We start from the raw sequence: 16765 nt of genomic DNA, 5'->3' as shown, positions 1-16765 counted from the left end.
GGCAGGTGTATGTCACTATTTATGTCATGAATTTCAGGGAACGTCCGTGAAGCGGACCGAACGCCTTCACGCCCTCTCCGAGATGCTGCGCCGCAGCGGAAACAGGGGCTGTTCCGCCGAGCGCATGGCGCGGGAATTCGGTGTCTCCGTACGCACCGTCAAACGGGACCTCGACGCACTGGAGAACAGCGGCACACCCATCTGGTCCCGCCCGGGGCCCGGCGGCGGATACGGCTTGGCGAGCGGCGGCTCCCTGCCGCCGGTCAGCCTCTCCCCTGCCCAGGCGGTGGCGCTCATGGCCGCTGTCTCTGCGGCGTCGGACGCGCCCTACGCTGACCTCGCGGCAGCCGGCGTCCGAAAAATCCTGGACGTCCTGGACCCCCGAACCCGGGCACGGGCCGATGAACTGGCTTCCCGCGTGTGGGTCAACACCCCGCCTACTTCCTCGCGGGCCATCCGGTCCGCCCTGGAGGAAGCAATGGCCGAGCAGCGGGTGGCCCGCATCCGCTACACCGCCAAGGACGGCGCAATGACTACGCGCGACGTCGAGCCCATCCTCTTCGCCTCCACCAGCGGCCAGTGGTATTTGGTGGGATGGTGCAGGCTGCGGGACGGAATCCGGTGGTTCACGGTGTCCCGCATCGAACGGGCAAGCGTCACCGCGATGGCATGCACCGGGCACACCGTTGAGGAGGTCGGCGAGCCCCCGGCGAACGCCCGGCCGGTGCACGGGCGGTAGCCCGGATAGATTCCACTCCCATAAGCGCCGAGGCCTTCGACGGCAGCACCCTCCATGGCCGGGCTTAAGCCCGCGGCGCTTCGTTCGAACCAGGCGCTTCAGGATTCCTGCACTGTCACTGGTGCAATGCGCATCGGCGGTTCGGCGGTTCGGCGGTTCGGCGGTTCGCACCAACCTAACCGCACTGCGGACGCAGTGAAAGCCCCTCAGCGCCCAAATGAGCGACTTTTCGTGAGATGACGTCTTCCCGCACTTCTTACCGACACTGTGTAGTCCTCACACGTACTGACGTCATAGGGGATGATATGAGCCGCGGAACGCCAACTACTACAGTTCATCAAGGAACCCGTACCCGTGCCGTGCAGCAACACACCGACAAAACTATGATTTGGTCCGTCCTGACCATCGAACCTAAACGTGATGATGTGGGCGATGAGATTATCCGCCGCGTTGTCGCCCCGCTGACTTCCCAGCGGGCCGCGGAGGATGGACGGCTCGCATTTACGCGCAACCTGGACTCGGGACATCCGTCAGTGGTCCTGTACCTGAATGCCACAGACAGCGGCGTCGGGCGCCTAGCGAAGTTAGCGCAGGCACTGGCGGACGAGAACGTTGACAAGCTGGGCGAGGTGAACATATCGCGCTCCCCGAACATCGTCTTTCCGGTAGCACCGGGGGACCCGATAGCCCTGGCCACCGAAGTGTTCCTGGCGCGGTTCGGCGGGCCGAAGGGCGTGGAACTGCTCCAGGAGAATACCCGTGTATCCTCGGACCTGACGCTGTGGGCAATCAACCGCTTTCCCAGCCTCAAGACGCGCTCGATGCTGGCCGCACTGCTTCTCTTCGACACCGCCCATGCCATGATGCGGGGACCGCGTTCCGCTCTGTGGCCCGATCGCAGAGCCATTAGCTGGGATTACTACTGGAACACTCATCTGCACACCTGCACGGGTTCTTTGGGATCGTCGCCTGAGTCTGTCCGCCGGGCAATGGCCCAGATAGCACCTCGGGTTATGCCCACCCACAGGGTGATGGCCGCCGTTGCCTCGGAGCCGGCAGTGGATATTTGGCGGAAGCGCTGGGTCAGGGCGATCGATGAGTATCTGTACCGGGCAGACAAAAATCGCATCAGCCGCAGTGCGCCACAGTTGGCCATGGTGGCCGGCCATCTGACACTCAACCGACTGGGCTTCCCATCCCGGGACCAGGGCGCCCTTGGCCTCTACGCGCGTGCTTGGAGCAAGGAAATTGAAGCGAAGTATCTCGGTGAGGAGCGCTCTCGCACCCCCTAAGCCGGTTGTTTAGGAACGACGGCGGGCCCTGCGCATGGTGTGGAGGGCCCGCCGCGCTTGGCGGCCACACTGCCCTAGGCGCCCAGGCGGTGGCCCTGATGGCCGCCGTCTCTGCGGCGTTGGACGCTCCCTACGCGGACCTCGCGGCAGCCGGCGTCCGAAAAATTCTGGACGTCCTGGACCCCCGAACCCGGGCCCGAGCCGATGAGCTGGCTTCCCGCGTGTGGGTCAATGCCCCGCCTGCTTCCTCGCGCGCCATCCGCTCGGCACTGGAGGAAGCGATGGCCGATCAGCGGGTAGTCCGCATCCGCTACACCGCCAACGACGGCGCAACGACTACGCGCGACGTCGAGCCCGTCCTCTTCGCCTCGGCCAGCGGCCAGTGGTATCTGGTGGTGTGGTGCAGGCTGCGCAACGCGATGCGGTGGTTCACCGTCTCGCGCATCGAACGGGCCAGTGTCACCAAAACAGCCTGCACCGGCCATACCATCCAGGAGGTCGGCCAACCTCCTGTGAACGCCCGGCCGGTAGCTCAATGGGGGACGCCAGCCGAGCTCGTCTACAGCACCGGGATTGGACAACAGGAGCTCTGGCGCGGCGCGTGGCGCAAGTTAGCCGCACCGCGCACGCAGGAGAAGACACCCCGACCCAAAAGGGATGTATTTAGCCAGATACGGCACATACCTCGACCTTTTTGCCGACACTGCAACCTACCGAGACAGCATCGTTAGTGGGGGATGATATGAGCCGCGGAATGCCAGCCAAAACACTTCAACGAGGAACAGTTACCCGTACTGCTCAGCAGCACACCGACACATCTACCCTGTGGTCCGCTCTGACCATACAGCCTGAGCGCACTGATGTGGGCGATGAAATTGTCCGCTTTATCGTTGCCCCGCTGACCGCCCAACGGACTGCGGAGGAGGGCCGGTTACGGTTTACACGCAACCTGGAATCAGACCATCCGTCGGTGCTCCTGCATTTGAGGGCCGCACACGACGAGGCCGCTACGCGCCTATGGAAGTTCGCGCAGGCACTGGCGGACGAGAATGTTGCCAACCTGGGTGTCGTGGAGATGTCCCGCTCCCCGAACATCGTTTATCCGCCGCAGCCGGGCGAACCGGTACCTGAACTGGTTGAAGCGACACTTGTGCGGTTCGGTGGACCGAAGGGCTTGGAACTGGCAGGGGAGGTTTCCGAGGTGTCCTCAGACCTGGCCCTGTGGGCGATCAACCGTTTTCCCAGCCTCAAGACGCGCTCCATGCTGGCCGCACTGCTTCTCTTCGACACCGGACATTCCATGATGCGGGGACCGCGCTCCGCTCTTTGGCCCGACCGCAGAACCATCAGTTGGGATTACTACTGGAACACCCATCTGCACGCCTGCACAGGTTCTTTAGGATCGCCGACTGAGTCTGCGCGCAGGGCAATGGCCCAGGTAGCGCCTCGCGTTACACCTGCGCACAGGGTGATGGCCGCCGTTGCCTCGGAGCCGGCAGTGGATATTTGGCGGAAGCGCTGGGTCCGGGCGATCGATGAGTATCTGTACCGGGCAGACAAAAATCGCATCAGCCGCAGTGCGCCGCAGCTGGCCATGGGGGCGGGCCAGCTGGCACTCAACCTGCTGGGCTTTTCGTGCCGGGACCAGGGCGCCCTTGGCCTGTACGCACGTGCTTGGAGCAAGGAAATTGAAGCGAAGTATCTCGGTGAGGAGCGCTCTCGCCCCCGCTAAGCCGGTTGTTTAGGAACGACGGCGGGCCCTGCGCATGGTGTGGAGGGCCCGCCGCGCTTGGCGGCCACACTGCCCTAGGCGCCCAGGCCTTAGACCGCCGGGCACCGTTCGAGCCAGCAACATCCTGCTTGGGGTAGATTTCTCGGCAGGATCGGTGCGGAAACGCTACGTGGGCAAACGTAATGGGGGAAGTTATGTCGACAGGGACGATCCTGCAGATCGCGATCACGACCGGCGTGACCGTGTTTATCGCCCTTATTTCCTGGTGGGCGCGCAAACACCCCAACCGCTCCAAGGACCATCCGGAACGAATCCGCCCGCCCAAGGTGGTGCCGACTGTCGGATGGCTCTTTATCGCCGCCGGGCTCCTGATGGGCTTGGCCACCCTGTCCATTGAAGACCCGGAGATTGGGATGGTCATCAGTTCCGTGGCCATATTCCTTGGCGGGTTAATGTTCCTGTGGATCTACCGGAAGGTCTATGTGGCACCGCGCCAGTATGAGCTTGCCTTCCGCAAGATCTTTGGACCGGAACAGGTCCTCCCCTACAGCGACATTGTCGACTACCGGATGCAGCGAATGCGAGGACAGCCGTTTCTGTGGGTCAGATTCGCCAATGGCGTCAAATACAGTCTGAACGTCAATGCTTTTAATGTGGCGCCTATGATGCAAGCCATTGATTTCCACCGCGCCACTGGGCGCTGGCCCATGCCGGTGAATGCCGTCAATTTGCCGCTTGCGGATGCGGCGGCTCGCAACGATCCCTGGCCCGGTTAGATTAACCCCATGACGTTCCCGGGGGCCGTGCTCGATATTGCCAACTTGTCCGTAGGCTACGGCGGCATGCCTGTGTGCGGGCCGATCACGGCACGCGCCGACGGAGGCGAGATTCTCGGCGTCGTTGGCTTCAACGGTGCCGGGAAGTCCACGGCCGCGCGCACCATCGCCGGGAAGCAGCAGATGCTCGACGGCGAGGTCCGGGTCCACGGGCTGCCGGTCAATGAGGACGCGATTCCGTTCCGCAGGCAGGTCGCCGCCCTATTCGATGAGGACGCGTTCTTCCCTTCCCTCTCCCTGCGCGAGCACCTGCAGCTGGTCGCCCGCGGCCACTCGGTCCCGGACCCGGATGCCGCCGTCGACGCCGAACTGGAGTTCTTCGCCCTGCAGGAGAGGGCCGACGCCGTTCCCGCTTCCGTTTCCTCCGGCCAGCGCCGCCGACTGTTGCTGGCTTCGGCCCTGATCCGCCCGTCGTCGCTGCTGATCCTCGACGAACCGGAGCAGCGCCTGGACCCCGCCATGCGCGAACGCGTGGGGGAACGCATCCAGGCCTATGCCGCCGACGGCGGGACGGTTCTGCTGGTCACCCACGATCCGGCGCTGCTGCTGGCCGCCGCGGACCGGTGCCTGCTGATCGACGACGACGTCCGGGAGATCGAGCCCGAGCGCGCCGCCGCGGAAATCGCCGGACGCTGACCCATGACCGCCGAGGCCGTCCAGGCACCTCCTTCCTTCAACCCTGTCCGCTTCACCCGGCAGGCTTCGCGGGCGTTTTCCCGCGGCCGGACCCGGCTCCGGGATGTTTTCGTCGACGTCTACACCGCCGTGCTGACCGCGGGAACCATCGGAGCCCTGGCCGCGGGACTCGTCCTGGCCCTGCGCGAGCAGGTGGCCCTGGCCTGGAACACGGACGCGGCCGGGCGCACCCTGGTGGCGCCGCCGTCGTTCGCCCTGCCCGACGGCGCGGCAGCGGCTGTCCTAGTGTTCGCAGCTTTGGCAGCGATCCTGGTGGTCGCCCGGAAACTGGGGCCCGCGGCGGTCAGCGGACCCGAAGGGTACTGGTGGCTGAGCCTGCCGCTGGAGCGGCGGCCGATGGTGGCCGGCGGGCTGGTCCGGCGCCTGCTGCTGGTGTGGGCGGGCACGACCGTGCTGTATCTGCCGTTCGGGTTTGTGATGGATCTGGAGACCAGTGTTCGGGGACAGGTCCTGGCGGCTGCGACGTTTGGGGTGGGTGCTGTCTGCGCCGTGCTGCTCGCGGGGTTGCAGCAGGCCCGGCCGGCTCCGCAGTCGGCGGCTGAGCGGCGCCGCGGCAGCCTTCCCGGCCTGCTGGTGCTGGCGCTCCTGAGCCTGGTCACGGTGCGGGTTGCCGCGGGGTCCTGGGCGCTGGCGGTCGGCAGCCTGGGTGTCACCGTAGCGTTCGGCCTGGTCGTGTTCGCCCGGCTGGATCGGATCCCGGCCCGGGAGCTGATCCGCGGCGGCGCGGTGTCCGGGCACACCGGTGCCGCCGTGTACCTGATGGATCTCAATGAGGTGGGCCGGGCGCTGTCGGCAGAGCCCGACGGCGTTGCCTCCGCCCGTGCTGCGCGCTGGTATGCGCGGGGCGGGCGGACTCCGTTTGGTGCCCTGCTGCGTGCCGATACCGCGGCGTTCCTGCGGACCCGCGGCCTCTGGGTCCGTCCGGTGCTGGTGCTGGCGGTGTTCCTGGTCGTGTTGCTGGCCGGCGGTGCCCAGCCTCCGCTGGTGCAGCTGGGGATGATTGCGGCGGCTGTGTTGGCGGCGGTTCCTGCTCTGGGTGCGGTGGCCCGGCGGACGGCGATCATGCCTGGCCTGGACATGCTGCTGCCGCTGCCGGTGTCCGTCGTGAAGCTGAGCCGGATGGCGTTGCCTGCTGCTGCGCTGGCCTTGTGGACTGCGGTGTTGTGTGCGCTGCTGGTGCTGCTCGGTGCCGGCAGCCCGGCGCTGATTGCCCTGGGTGCTCTGGCTGGCGTGGGGTTTGGTGCGTCGGCTGTGCGGGGCGCCTACCGGGTCCAGCCCGACTGGACAGCTCCTCCCATCGATACCCCGTTCGGCCCGATGCCCAGCGCGCAGGCCGGGTCGATGGTCCGCGGCGTGGACACCACACTGCTGGCGCTGGTTCCGCTGCTGCTCGGGCTGTTCCTGGGATACGTGCCCGGGGTGCTGCTGCTGGCGCAGGCTGGGTTTTCGGCGGTGTGCGTTCTTGTGGTGATGTACTCAAGTCCGAAGTAGTGGGAGCGGCGGCAATACGGCTGTTCCTCATTATTGCGGGGCACGTTCCTTGCTGCTGAAGCACATGACCGATGGCATTATTCGATTCTGCCCAAAGCATCTACATCAGCCGGCGGAGCGAAGTCATCATCTCTTTGACAGCCTGATACTCAGCGGTTCGCTGATATGCCTCGTACAGCTCAACACCTCCTTCACCCCTTAGGACCGGGTCGACGTCGGGAAGATGCTCTGAAGGCCCGATCCAACGTGTGAAAGCGGCCCCGGTCGCTGAGTCGATATGGAAGCCTGGCAGTGAAGACGAGATAGGAAAATCCGCCTTAAAGGTGTTAATGGTCATTTCCGCCCCGAGTTCATCCCGAACGGGGTTGAACCGGGTTCCGTAATAGAAAGCTATTGCGGTTCCCTCGTACATCGTGGCAATCTGCTGTTCTCGAATTTTCTGATATTCGAGCGGCACTGGCTGAATGGGGCCGGTGACCACCGAGTCGTTTGCGGCGGGGAACCCCGCAGCTAGGGAGGCTATCTCTCGTCCTTGAGCGTCCTGGACAACAAGGGAGAGAGGTGCTCCATCTGAGCTAGAACCAGAACCTGAGACGACTGACCAGTCGGACGGGTGGTCGAACTCGAACATCCCGTCGACGGTCCGATAGGTGGATTGGCTGGACGTTGTGGGCACGGTAGCAGCTTCGACCTGCTCCTTTTGCTGAGCTGGGTCCGGTGATACAGGGGCCTTACTTGACGCGGTTACAGACGCATCCGGACCTCGATCTGGCACAGCGCAAGCGCCCAGGAACAATACACCAGCCAGAACGACTGTTAGGGTAACTTGGCGACTTTTATACATGAACTTTCTGTTCCCCCAATGATTTTGTGGCTCACTACAGTATTTGTATAACTTTGCGGTCTATTCAAAGATCGCGACAAAGACTCTTACAGGGATTAGCTCGTTACTACACAATGTGTCCCACACGCGTGACATGTGAGGAAACGGGAGGAGGCTCAGTTACGCCAGCTCCATCTGCCTACCTGGGTGAATCGAAGAACGACCTCCAACCGCCAGTTTTACCTGAACGAAGTATGGACTGGGTTCAACAACAAGAGGCAGGAGGTCTCCTCAAAACCCACAACACGGGCTGTGATGCGGAGGTTGTCGCCCACACCTATCGAGTCCGGAACGTTCGCTCCCATGAAACGCAAATCGGAGGTGGTGTTCACATCCCTAAACTGGAAAGCCGGCCCAGGTGAGCTTGTTTCGCTGAAATCTCCAGCTCCGACCAAGATGTCATACCGAGTCTTGTAGTCGCCATGAGGGTTCATCGCACCGATGCTCCCGTCGAACGCAATGCTCTCCCCTTTATGCTTGGCCGCGAAGACCGCAATTGATTCGCTGCAGGTGTCGGTGACGACCAGTAGAAAAGCTAGGTCACTACTGTTCTCAACCGTGAGTGCAGCTTCAGCTGGTTCAGCCGCCGCTGAAGTCTCGAATGGTCGCTCACTTGGCGTCGCTTCCGCGGCCGTCGATGGCACATTCGGCTGCTCGCTTGAACTGGTCTGTGTGGCTGAGGTGCCGGGATTAGCGACGGCGTTGCCGTTTCCCTCTTGGATCGCACCGATAGTGATAGCGACGGCGATCAGGACCGCCACGACGACGCCCACCACCGCCACCAAGCGCCAAGGTGTCTTCCGAACTGGTCGCCGGAACGTGATCTCCGACCGCAATGTCCCCTTGTCCTGGGAGACGAATTCCCACCCTTCCTTCTGCCACTTCGCCGTTGTCCTGGCTTCAGCACCGCGGATTGCCCGCACGGTTTTCAACTCATACTGCAGTTCGTCGTCAGCCATGCGGCTTCCCGACCCCCAATCGGATTCATATCTCGTGATCTCTCGCGAGCATAGAGGAATACCGGCCCGCCCTACGACAGGCCGGGCCGGGACCAGCGGGATTAAGCCCGTCCGAACAGGGGCTGCTCCAGCGGGTGTTGTTCTCCAACCCTATTCCGGGTCTGGTTCTGGCTCGCGGTGCTGAGGTTTGTTCCGCAGCTGGCAGCGGCAGGCGTGCAGGTGGGTTCAATCTGGTCCACAGACTGAACCGCTCATAAAAAATGTCCCGAAACGATGCGGGCATTTACCCCAGGACTGGCCGCTGACGTTTAAGAGCCTTTAAAGTCCTGCGGATACTCCCGAATCTGGGAACGATGAGGGTCGCCGCGGAACCCTGGGCGTCGTCGGTCGGCGCCCTGCGCGTCACCAATGCGCTCCGACTGTACGGCAAGCATACATGCAACTAAATGCCCTGGCAGCTGTCCCTCTGACTGTGCTTAGGTATTCCTCTGGCATCCCCCGCGTGTGCAGGTTCTGTTCAAGGCGGTGTACTTACTAGTCCGCATGAGTATCTCGTGAGCCCCAACAAATGACGACAGAACGAACTGCAACCGAAACGATTGCCGTGGCTACACTCAAAAAGCCGTATCGCCCAGTAGTCTGCAATTTCGACCATTTGCGATCACGGACCGCCTGCACCCTAGCCCGATCAGGACCCAGACAATGACAGCCGCTCAGCCCCACGACGCCTCACGTTCATTACTCGGCTATATGCAACAGCTGCGCTACTCTCTGTGGCAAGCCATTGAAGGGGCCAAAGACAATATCCTTGGCATGGTCGCCATTGAAGCCGCAGATGACGTCGAGATCATGGGGCCCGAGGAGCACCGTGTCGAGCAGCTCAAGCACCGAGATAGTCTTTCCTCTCTAACTGATAGAAGTAGCGACCTATGGAAGACGCTCCGGATTTGGGCGGGAATTGCACGCAACCCAACCTTCGACATCACGGGTGTCCAGTTCCGGTTGATCACGACGGGAACTGTCCCAGATGGAAGTGTTGGAGCCTTGTTATCAGGCACGTCTCGAGACCCTCATCAAGCCTGGAAAAAACTAAAACAAATCGCATCAGAAACGAACCTCACGAACCAAAAAGCATATGATGCTTTTAGTCAACTATCGCAACCTTTGCAGCAACAACTTGTATCCCAAATTGAGATAATTGCCGAGTCGCCGGACATCTACGAAGTAAGACAGAAGATTCATGCCAGTTTGGCGCTTGGGTTCCCGCGACAGCATCTCGAGACATTTGCCAGCAACCTTGAAGGATGGTGGTTCAATCTCTGTATCAGCAAGCTAAGCGACGAAAGAGACAGGTTTATTCGGTTCGATCAATTGGATGCACAAATACAATCACTTCGCGATGAATTTTCCGAAGACAACCTTCCAATCTCTGACAAGATAGCCAATATGACCGCCCCAACAGTTCGCTATCAAAATCATGATTTCGTGGAGCAACTCAGATTCATTAAAGTTAGCGAAAGTCGAATTGAACGAGCCATTAACAACTATCTACGCGCATTCAACCAGCGCTCGGCATGGCAAAGAGATAACTTACTTCTGTATAGGGAATTGGAAAAGTACGGCATAGCGCTGAAGGAAGAATGGAACATCTACTTTGATCAACTCCAAGACTCTCTCGGGGTAGGGGCGACGGAAGAGGCTAAGTTGTCGGCGGCACGAAACCTCTACAACTGGGCGGAAGGGGCGACGGCGCCAGTGATTCGAGATCGATGCACGGCACCTTTTGTCGTCCGCGGCTCTCTACAAATCCTTGCGCATGAGCACGAAATTGGATGGCATCCTGAATTTGCCGAAAAGCTCCTCGAGCTACTTACAACCCGTGACGGTGCAGTGAAGTGACAACAAGAGCTTGGTCAAGTCTGCCCCGCGATTCTGCCGCCCTATTCAATCCAGCCTTTCTTGCACTCATATTGGGCCGTGCAGTCCAAGGAGCAACCGAGCGAGGACAGAATGGTATCGATTGGGGGGAGTCCTATCTCGTCATACCCATGTGTTTGGACTCCGAGACCCGCGAGACGATTCCCAGACGCATAAACTCTTCCATAGTCTCCTGGGTTGCAAGAAATCCAGAAATCAGGAGCGTTCTTCCCCAAAAACTAAGCGGGATGTCCCCGTTAGTTACTGACGGGATAAGTATGGCCCTTCACACTGAAATACTATTAGTCGATCACGGGCGATTGATTCTGGGACCAAAACTTCTTCCAAAGAGAGTCAGTGGCGGGACTCCTGAAATCACTGCCATTCAGAAGACTGCCTATTTTCTAGGGCGTTGGTTCAGCACCTATCCCAGCACACCCGGACTCTTCACCCTATTTGGAGTAAGACCATGACATTTCAGATTAAATCTGTTCATCTCGTAAGCCACCATGCCGAAGTTCGATCCATTCAATTTAAATTGAATGGGCTGAATATTATTACCGGCAGGTCTGGCACTGGAAAGACCTCGCTGATTCCCATAATTCAATACTGTTTGGGATCATCTGAGTTCACAGTGCCTAGCGGAATAATCCGCAATAAGGTTGCTACATACGCTTTAGAGCTGGCCACAGAAACACAGCGATTCCTGATAGCACGCCCTGCCCCCGATAAAGGTAGACAGGTGAGCACAAGGATGCACTACTCCGCCGGATATATTCCTAGCCATATAACGGCAGAGTACTTGGCACCAAATACCGACATGGAGACCGGCATCCGGTTACTATCAAGGGCGATTGGGATTGGTGACAATTTAACAGACGTCGGTGGCGGTACACGTTCCACCTTTGAAGTTAGTGTTAAACATTCGAATCACTTCACCATGCAGCACCAAGACGAAGTGGCCAGCCAGACAGCCCTCTTCCACGGGCAGGCAACCGAATGGGTTCCGCAAGCAATCCGTGATGTTCTTCCCTACTTCTTAGGTGCCGTAGACGCCGACTACGTCACCAAGGTCGAAAAGCTCCGACAACTTCGGCGGACTTTTCGTCAAATGAAGGTCAATTCGGAGGAGACAAAGGCTGTCTCCAAACCTGCGTTGGCCGATCACCTGGTGCGGGAAGCCGTGGCGCTTCAGGTTCTCGATGGCGATCCGCTCCAAGAGACGGATTCAGTATCTACACTACGCTCCCTCGACCCAACAAGTTTCGATGTTGACTCTGACGACGTCCTCGTGGATGAACTTCCGACTCTGTTCAGCCAGCGAGAGGCCCTGCGCAATGAGGTTACCCAGCTCCGCGCGAATCGCATGGCTGCTGAGACGCAAATCCACTATGAGCAGCAGTTCAGTACCGAGGCGGTTCAACAGAAGGCACGCTTGGAGTCGCTCCATATGTTGCCACCCCTGAACGACGATCAGGATGAGAGGTGCGCGCTTTGTTATTCACCCCTAGGTACCGGCGAATCAATCAGCCTGACGCTAAACCGACATCTCCGTTCTTTGTCGAGAGAACTAGAAGAGGTGCAATTGGACACGCCACGCTTGCGCGCTGCCATTGAATCATTCGATGAACAATTAGCAGACCTCGCTCTCCGCTTGAGGGACAACTCAAGCCGTATCACGCACGCCAGCGCAGCACATGAGGCGTTCCAAGAGCGGCAACAGCTTGGAAATGCGCGTGCGTCACTCCAGGGCAAGATTCAATTTTATCTATCTTCGATCTCAGCAAAGGGGCCTGACACTGCTTTTACCCCCGACATCTCCAGACTGGAAGATCAAATAGCCGTTTTGGAAAATGAAATTGATCCCGAGAGTGTCGACGAACGGTTACAGGACGCTCTGGCACTTATTAGCCAACGCGCTACGAGAGTAGCCTCAGATCTGCAACTGGAGCATGCGCCCTGGCCTGTTGAATTGAATATTAAGAAATTGACTGTGGTAGTTCGCACTCCTGATGGGAGATACCCACTACGAGAGATAGGTAGCGCCGAAAACTGGCTCGGTTATCACATTGCGATTCTCATCGGGCTGCACGACTACTTCATGAAGGCCTCCCGGCCTGTTCCGCGGTTCTTGTTCCTAGATCAGCCTTCGCAGGTATATTTTCCAGCGGATCACAGAGATCCCACAAATGAAGACCTCACCGACGATGACCGCCAGATGCTTGTGCGCGTCTATACCGTTCTGCGTGAGTTCCTATCAGAGAGTACAACAGGCTTCCAACTCATAATCACTGAACATGCAGACCTAGAGGAAGACTGGTTCCAGCAGGGTGTGGTGGAAAGATGGCGCGGGCATGAGGCGCTGATACCAGACTCTTGGCAATGACTCGGACTTCAGCCCCTAGACACCTTTCTCGCGCGCTTGACGTGACCCACCCCACAAGGCACACTGGATCGTATACGATTTCGTACTTGATCCAGGAGTGAGATGTCCACGAGCAGCACCGCCACACCGGAGACACTGGCACAGGCCGGCAAGGTCATCGCCGTCCACATCAACTACCCCAGCCGGGCAGCAGAACGCGGACGCACACCCGAGCAGCCCTCCTACTTCCTGAAGCCCAGCTCCTCCCTCGCCCTCACCGGCAGCACCGTGGAGCGCCCGGCCGGCTGCGAGCTGCTCGGCTTCGAAGGCGAAATCGCCCTGATCATCGGCAAGACCGCCCGCCGCGTCTCCGTCGAAGACGCCTGGAGCTACGTCAGCGGCGTCACCGCCAGCAACGATCTCGGCGTGTACGACCTCCGCTGGGCAGATAAAGGCTCCAACCTCCGCTCCAAGGGCGGCGACGGCTTCACCCCCGTGGGCCCGACCATCCTCGACGCCGCCACCGTGGACCCCGCAGCCCTGCGCGTCCGCACCTGGGTCAACGGCGAACTCGCCCAGGACGACACCACCGAAGACCTGCTCTTCCCCTTCGCACAGCTGGTCGCCGACCTCTCCCAGCTACTGACACTGGAACCCGGGGACATGATCCTCACCGGCACCCCCGCCGGAGCCTCCGTGGCTGTCCCGGGCGACGTCGTCGAAATTGAAGTGGACTCCCCCTCCACAGGCCAGACCACCGGCCGTCTGACCACCACCGTCACCGAAGGCACGACGCCGCTGGCCGCCTTTGGCGCGCAGCCCAAGATCGATGACAAGCAGCGCGAAGAGGCCTGGGGCTCCGCCGAGAAGGCCGGGCTCGCACCGAAGCAGCCCACCCTCACCCCCGAACTCAAGGCGAAGCTGGAATCCGTTGCCACCGCCACCCTCAGCTCGCAGATGCGTGCCCGCGGCCTGAACAACGTCTCCATCGACGGCCTCACCGGCACCAAGACCGGCCGCAAGGTGGTCGGCACCGCCCGCACCCTGCGCTACGTCCCCAACCGCGAGGACCTCTTCAAGACCCACGGCGGCGGCTACAACGCGCAGAAGCGCGCCATCGACTCCGTCCGCGAAGGCGAAGTGCTGGTCATGGAAGCCCGCGGCGAAAAGGGCACCGGCACCCTGGGCGACATCCTCGCCCTGCGCGCTATGCACAACGGCGCCGCAGCCATCATCACCGACGGCGGCGTCCGCGACTACTCCACTGTCGCCAGCTTCGACCTGCCCGTGTACTGCGCCAACCCGCACCCCGCCGTCCTCGGCCGCCGGCACATCCCCTGGGACACGGACATCACCATCGCCTGCGGCGGTTCCACCGTCCAGCCCGGTGACATCATCGTGGCCGACGACGACGGCATCCTGGTCATTCCGCCGGCCATCGCCGAGGAACTGGTGGAAGCCTGCATTAAGCAGGAACACCAGGAAGAGTTCATCGCCGAAATGGTCAAGGCCGGCCACGGCGTCGACGGCCTGTACCCGATGAACGCGGCGTGGAAGGAAAAGTACGAGGCGTGGGCGGCGGAACAGGCGTGAGCGCCCCCGCAAACGGAGCCGGAACGGTCAGCAAGGCCGAACAGGCCTACCAGACCGTCCAGTCGAAGATCGCCTCCGGTGAGTACGGGCCCGGGTACCGCCTGGTGCTCGGCCGGATCGCCGCGGACCTGGGCTGCTCCGCCGTCCCGGTCCGGGAGGCGATCCGCCGGCTGGAAGCCGAAGGACTGGTCCGGTTCGAACGGAACGTCGGCGCCACCGTCACCGGGATCGACCCCACCGAGTACCTCTACACCATGCAGACCCTGAGCCTGGTGGAAGGGTACGCGACGGCGCTCTCCGCACCGCTCGTCACGGCGGAGGACCTGGCAAAGGCCAAGGCAATCAACGCAGAAATGCGCGACTGCCTGGAGCACTTCGACCCGGTCCGCTTTACCGCCCTGAACCGGGACTTCCACTCCGCCCTGTTCACCAACTGCCCCAATCCGCACATCCTGGACCTGGTCCACCGCGGCTGGAACCGGCTGGGCGCCCTGCGCTCCTCCACCTTCAGCTATGTTCCCGGCCGGGCCCAGGACTCCGTTGCGGAGCACGAGCGGCTGCTCGAACTGATCGAGGCAAAGGCCGACGCCGGCACCATTGAGGCCGCGGCCCGCGCCCACCGGATCGCCACCCTCGACGCGTACCTGAAGCACACCCCCAGCACCACCAGCTAGACCCCAACCCCCTCAATGTCCGCAGCATCAAAGGAGAAGCCCATGGCTGAGCACAACATTCCGGAAAACCTGCCCACGCACCTCCAGCACTTCATCAACGGCAAGTTCGTGGATTCCGCCAACGGCGCCACGTTCGACGTGCTGGAACCGGTAACGAACGAAAACTATGCCACCGTTGCTTCAGCGCAGCCGGAAGACGTCGACCGCGCGGTTGCAGCCGCCAAGGATGCCTTCCAGAACGGCCCGTGGCCGACGATGCTGCCGCGCGAACGCTCCCGGGTGCTGCACAAGATCGCCGACATCGTCGAATCGCGTGATGAAGAGCTCGCCCTCCTCGAGAGCTACGACTCCGGCCTGCCCATCACCCAGGCCAAGGGCCAGGCGCGCCGTGCAGCCGAGAACTTCCGCTTCTTCGCGGACCTCATCGTTTCGCAGGAAGACAACGCGTTCAAGGTTCCCGGACGCCAGATCAACTACGTGAACCGCAAGCCGATCGGCGTCGCCGGCCTGATCACCCCCTGGAACGTTCCGTTCATGCAGGAATCCTGGAAGCTCGCGCCGGCCATCGCGACCGGCAACACCGTCGTCATGAAGCCGGCCAGCTACACCCCGCTCTCCGCTGTGCTGTGGCCGGAGATCTTCCGCGAGGCAGGCCTGCCGGACGGCGTCTTCAACCTGATCTTCGGGTCCGGCAGCGTTGCCGGCGACTACCTCGTGAAGCACCCCGATGTGCCGATCATTTCCTTCACCGGCGACAGCTCCACCGGCGCCACCATCTCGACCGCCGCCGCCCCGCAGTTCAAGAGCCTCTCGCTCGAGCTCGGCGGCAAGAGCCCGGCCGTCGTCTTTGCCGACGCCGACATCGAGGCCGCCCTTGACGCCACCGTCTTCGGAGTATTCAGCCTCAACGGCGAACGCTGCACCGCCGGCAGCCGCGTGCTCGTACAGCGCGAGATCTACGACGACTTCGTGGCCCGTTTCGCCGAGCGTGCGAAGAACATCCGGGTGGGACTCCCGAGCGACCCCGCCACCGAGGTTGGCTCACTCGTGCACCCGAACCACTTCGACAAGGTCATGAGCTACATAGAGATCGGCAAGGGCGAAGGCCGCCTGCTGGCCGGCGGCGGCCGGGCCGAGGGCTTCCCCACCGGCAACTACGTGGCCCCGACCGTGTTCGCCGATGTGAAGCCCGACGCGCGGATCTTCCAGGAGGAAATCTTCGGCCCTGTCGTCGCGATCACCCCCTTCGACACCGACGAAGAGGCGCTTCAGCTCGCAAACGACACCAAGTACGGGCTCGCCGCCTACGTCTGGACCTCGAACCTGAAGCGCGCACACAACTTCGCGCACGCCATCGAGTCGGGCATGGTGTGGCTGAACTCCAACAACGTCCGTGACCTGCGCACCCCGTTCGGCGGCGTCAAAGCCTCAGGCCTCGGACGCGAGGGCGGCTACCGTTCCGTTGACTTCTACACCACCCAGCAGTCGATCCAGATCACCCTCAACGAGGCCCACTCGCCCCGCTTCGGCACCGGCAAATAAGCAACAGCACCCCAAGCCTGACGGCGCAGCGCGCCCACGCCCTGCG

14 protein-coding genes and 1 pseudogene are annotated in these 16765 nt (G+C 61.5%); 13 read left to right on the top strand and 2 right to left on the bottom strand.

The window, feature by feature from the left end; all coding sequences use genetic code 11:
- Window positions 1–46 precede the first annotated feature (46 nt).
- The 7 genes and pseudogenes from LOC59_RS00460 to LOC59_RS00430 all read left to right on the top strand — a co-directional run bounded on the left by LOC59_RS00460 (window position 47) and on the right by LOC59_RS00430 (window position 6786).
- The gene (locus LOC59_RS00460; protein WP_229970123.1) at window positions 47–739 is read left to right on the top strand and encodes a helix-turn-helix transcriptional regulator; all 693 of its coding nucleotides are present in this window, start codon (window positions 47–49) and stop codon (window positions 737–739) included.
- A 383-nt stretch (window positions 740–1122) separates the two neighbouring features.
- A complete protein-coding gene (locus LOC59_RS00455; RefSeq protein ID WP_229970121.1) occupies window positions 1123–2031 on the top strand; it encodes a lantibiotic dehydratase C-terminal domain-containing protein in 909 nt (302 codons plus the stop codon).
- An 80-nt stretch (window positions 2032–2111) separates the two neighbouring features.
- Window positions 2112–2561 (top strand): annotated as a pseudogene (locus LOC59_RS00450) (helix-turn-helix transcriptional regulator); the annotation flags it as partial.
- A gap of 332 nt (window positions 2562–2893) precedes the next feature.
- Window positions 2894–3763: a hypothetical protein gene (locus LOC59_RS00445; protein WP_229970118.1), complete on the top strand. Its 870-nt coding sequence runs from the start codon at window positions 2894–2896 to the stop codon at window positions 3761–3763.
- Between the two features lie 194 nt (window positions 3764–3957).
- Window positions 3958–4539, top strand: a complete 582-nt coding sequence (locus LOC59_RS00440) for a hypothetical protein (RefSeq protein WP_229970116.1) — start codon at window positions 3958–3960, stop codon at window positions 4537–4539.
- A 9-nt stretch (window positions 4540–4548) separates the two neighbouring features.
- Window positions 4549–5235: an ABC transporter ATP-binding protein gene (locus LOC59_RS00435; RefSeq protein WP_229970113.1), complete on the top strand. Its 687-nt coding sequence runs from the start codon at window positions 4549–4551 to the stop codon at window positions 5233–5235.
- A gap of 3 nt (window positions 5236–5238) precedes the next feature.
- Window positions 5239–6786 carry a DUF6297 family protein gene (locus LOC59_RS00430; RefSeq protein ID WP_229970110.1) on the top strand — a complete coding sequence of 516 codons (1548 nt, stop codon included), beginning with the start codon at window positions 5239–5241 and terminating at the stop codon, window positions 6784–6786.
- Window positions 6787–6886: 100 nt separating this feature from the next.
- Here the strand turns inward: LOC59_RS00430 and LOC59_RS00425 are convergent, their stop codons facing one another.
- Window positions 6887–7417 carry a hypothetical protein gene (locus tag LOC59_RS00425; protein ID WP_229970107.1) on the bottom strand — a complete coding sequence of 177 codons (531 nt, stop codon included), beginning with the start codon at window positions 7415–7417 and terminating at the stop codon, window positions 6887–6889.
- Between the two features lie 431 nt (window positions 7418–7848).
- Window positions 7849–8628, bottom strand: coding sequence for a DUF4839 domain-containing protein (locus LOC59_RS00420; protein WP_229970104.1), 780 nt, complete (start codon window positions 8626–8628; stop codon window positions 7849–7851).
- 702 nt (window positions 8629–9330) lie between these two features.
- Here LOC59_RS00420 and LOC59_RS00415 point away from each other — a divergent pair.
- The 6 genes from LOC59_RS00415 (at window position 9331) to hpaE (ending at window position 16719) form a co-directional block, all read left to right on the top strand.
- Window positions 9331–10527, top strand: coding sequence for an ABC-three component system protein (locus LOC59_RS00415; protein ID WP_229970101.1), 1197 nt, complete (start codon window positions 9331–9333; stop codon window positions 10525–10527).
- A complete protein-coding gene (locus tag LOC59_RS16815; protein WP_442860555.1) occupies window positions 10524–11018 on the top strand; it encodes a three component ABC system middle component in 495 nt (164 codons plus the stop codon). Before LOC59_RS00415 ends, LOC59_RS16815 begins: the two co-directional genes overlap by 4 nt.
- On the top strand, window positions 11015–12931 hold the full coding sequence (locus LOC59_RS00410) for a DUF3732 domain-containing protein (RefSeq protein WP_229970099.1): 1917 nt from the start codon (window positions 11015–11017) through the stop codon (window positions 12929–12931). Before LOC59_RS16815 ends, LOC59_RS00410 begins: the two co-directional genes overlap by 4 nt.
- 102 nt (window positions 12932–13033) lie before the next feature.
- Window positions 13034–14503 (top strand): fumarylacetoacetate hydrolase family protein, encoded by a 1470-nt coding sequence (locus LOC59_RS00405; RefSeq protein ID WP_229970095.1) that lies wholly within the window; start codon window positions 13034–13036, stop codon window positions 14501–14503.
- On the top strand, window positions 14500–15177 hold the full coding sequence (locus LOC59_RS00400) for a GntR family transcriptional regulator (RefSeq protein ID WP_229970092.1): 678 nt from the start codon (window positions 14500–14502) through the stop codon (window positions 15175–15177). Before LOC59_RS00405 ends, LOC59_RS00400 begins: the two co-directional genes overlap by 4 nt.
- A 42-nt stretch (window positions 15178–15219) precedes the next feature.
- Window positions 15220–16719: a 5-carboxymethyl-2-hydroxymuconate semialdehyde dehydrogenase gene (gene hpaE / locus LOC59_RS00395; RefSeq protein ID WP_229970088.1), complete on the top strand. Its 1500-nt coding sequence runs from the start codon at window positions 15220–15222 to the stop codon at window positions 16717–16719.
- Window positions 16720–16765 lie beyond the last annotated feature (46 nt).

The organism is Arthrobacter sp. zg-Y916 (genome assembly GCF_020907385.1).
GTDB lineage: Bacteria > Actinomycetota > Actinomycetes > Actinomycetales > Micrococcaceae > Arthrobacter_B > Arthrobacter_B caoxuetaonis.
This window is presented reverse-complemented; position numbering and strand designations above follow the sequence as displayed.

Excerpts from the sequence above, each read along its gene's own strand:
- LOC59_RS00455 (WP_229970121.1), top strand. The coding sequence starts at position 1,123 with ATGATTTGGTCCGTCCTGACCATCGAACCTAAACGTGATGATGTGGGC.
- LOC59_RS00440 (WP_229970116.1), top strand. The coding sequence starts at position 3,958 with ATGTCGACAGGGACGATCCTGCAGATCGCGATCACGACCGGCGTGACC.
- LOC59_RS00435 (WP_229970113.1), top strand. The coding sequence starts at position 4,549 with ATGACGTTCCCGGGGGCCGTGCTCGATATTGCCAACTTGTCCGTAGGC.
- LOC59_RS00430 (WP_229970110.1), top strand. The coding sequence starts at position 5,239 with ATGACCGCCGAGGCCGTCCAGGCACCTCCTTCCTTCAACCCTGTCCGC.
- LOC59_RS00425 (WP_229970107.1), bottom strand. The coding sequence starts at position 7,417 with ATGTTCGAGTTCGACCACCCGTCCGACTGGTCAGTCGTCTCAGGTTCT.
- LOC59_RS00420 (WP_229970104.1), bottom strand. The coding sequence starts at position 8,628 with ATGGCTGACGACGAACTGCAGTATGAGTTGAAAACCGTGCGGGCAATC.
- LOC59_RS00415 (WP_229970101.1), top strand. The coding sequence starts at position 9,331 with ATGACAGCCGCTCAGCCCCACGACGCCTCACGTTCATTACTCGGCTAT.
- LOC59_RS00410 (WP_229970099.1), top strand. The coding sequence starts at position 11,015 with ATGACATTTCAGATTAAATCTGTTCATCTCGTAAGCCACCATGCCGAA.
- LOC59_RS00405 (WP_229970095.1), top strand. The coding sequence starts at position 13,034 with ATGTCCACGAGCAGCACCGCCACACCGGAGACACTGGCACAGGCCGGC.
- hpaE (WP_229970088.1), top strand. The coding sequence starts at position 15,220 with ATGGCTGAGCACAACATTCCGGAAAACCTGCCCACGCACCTCCAGCAC.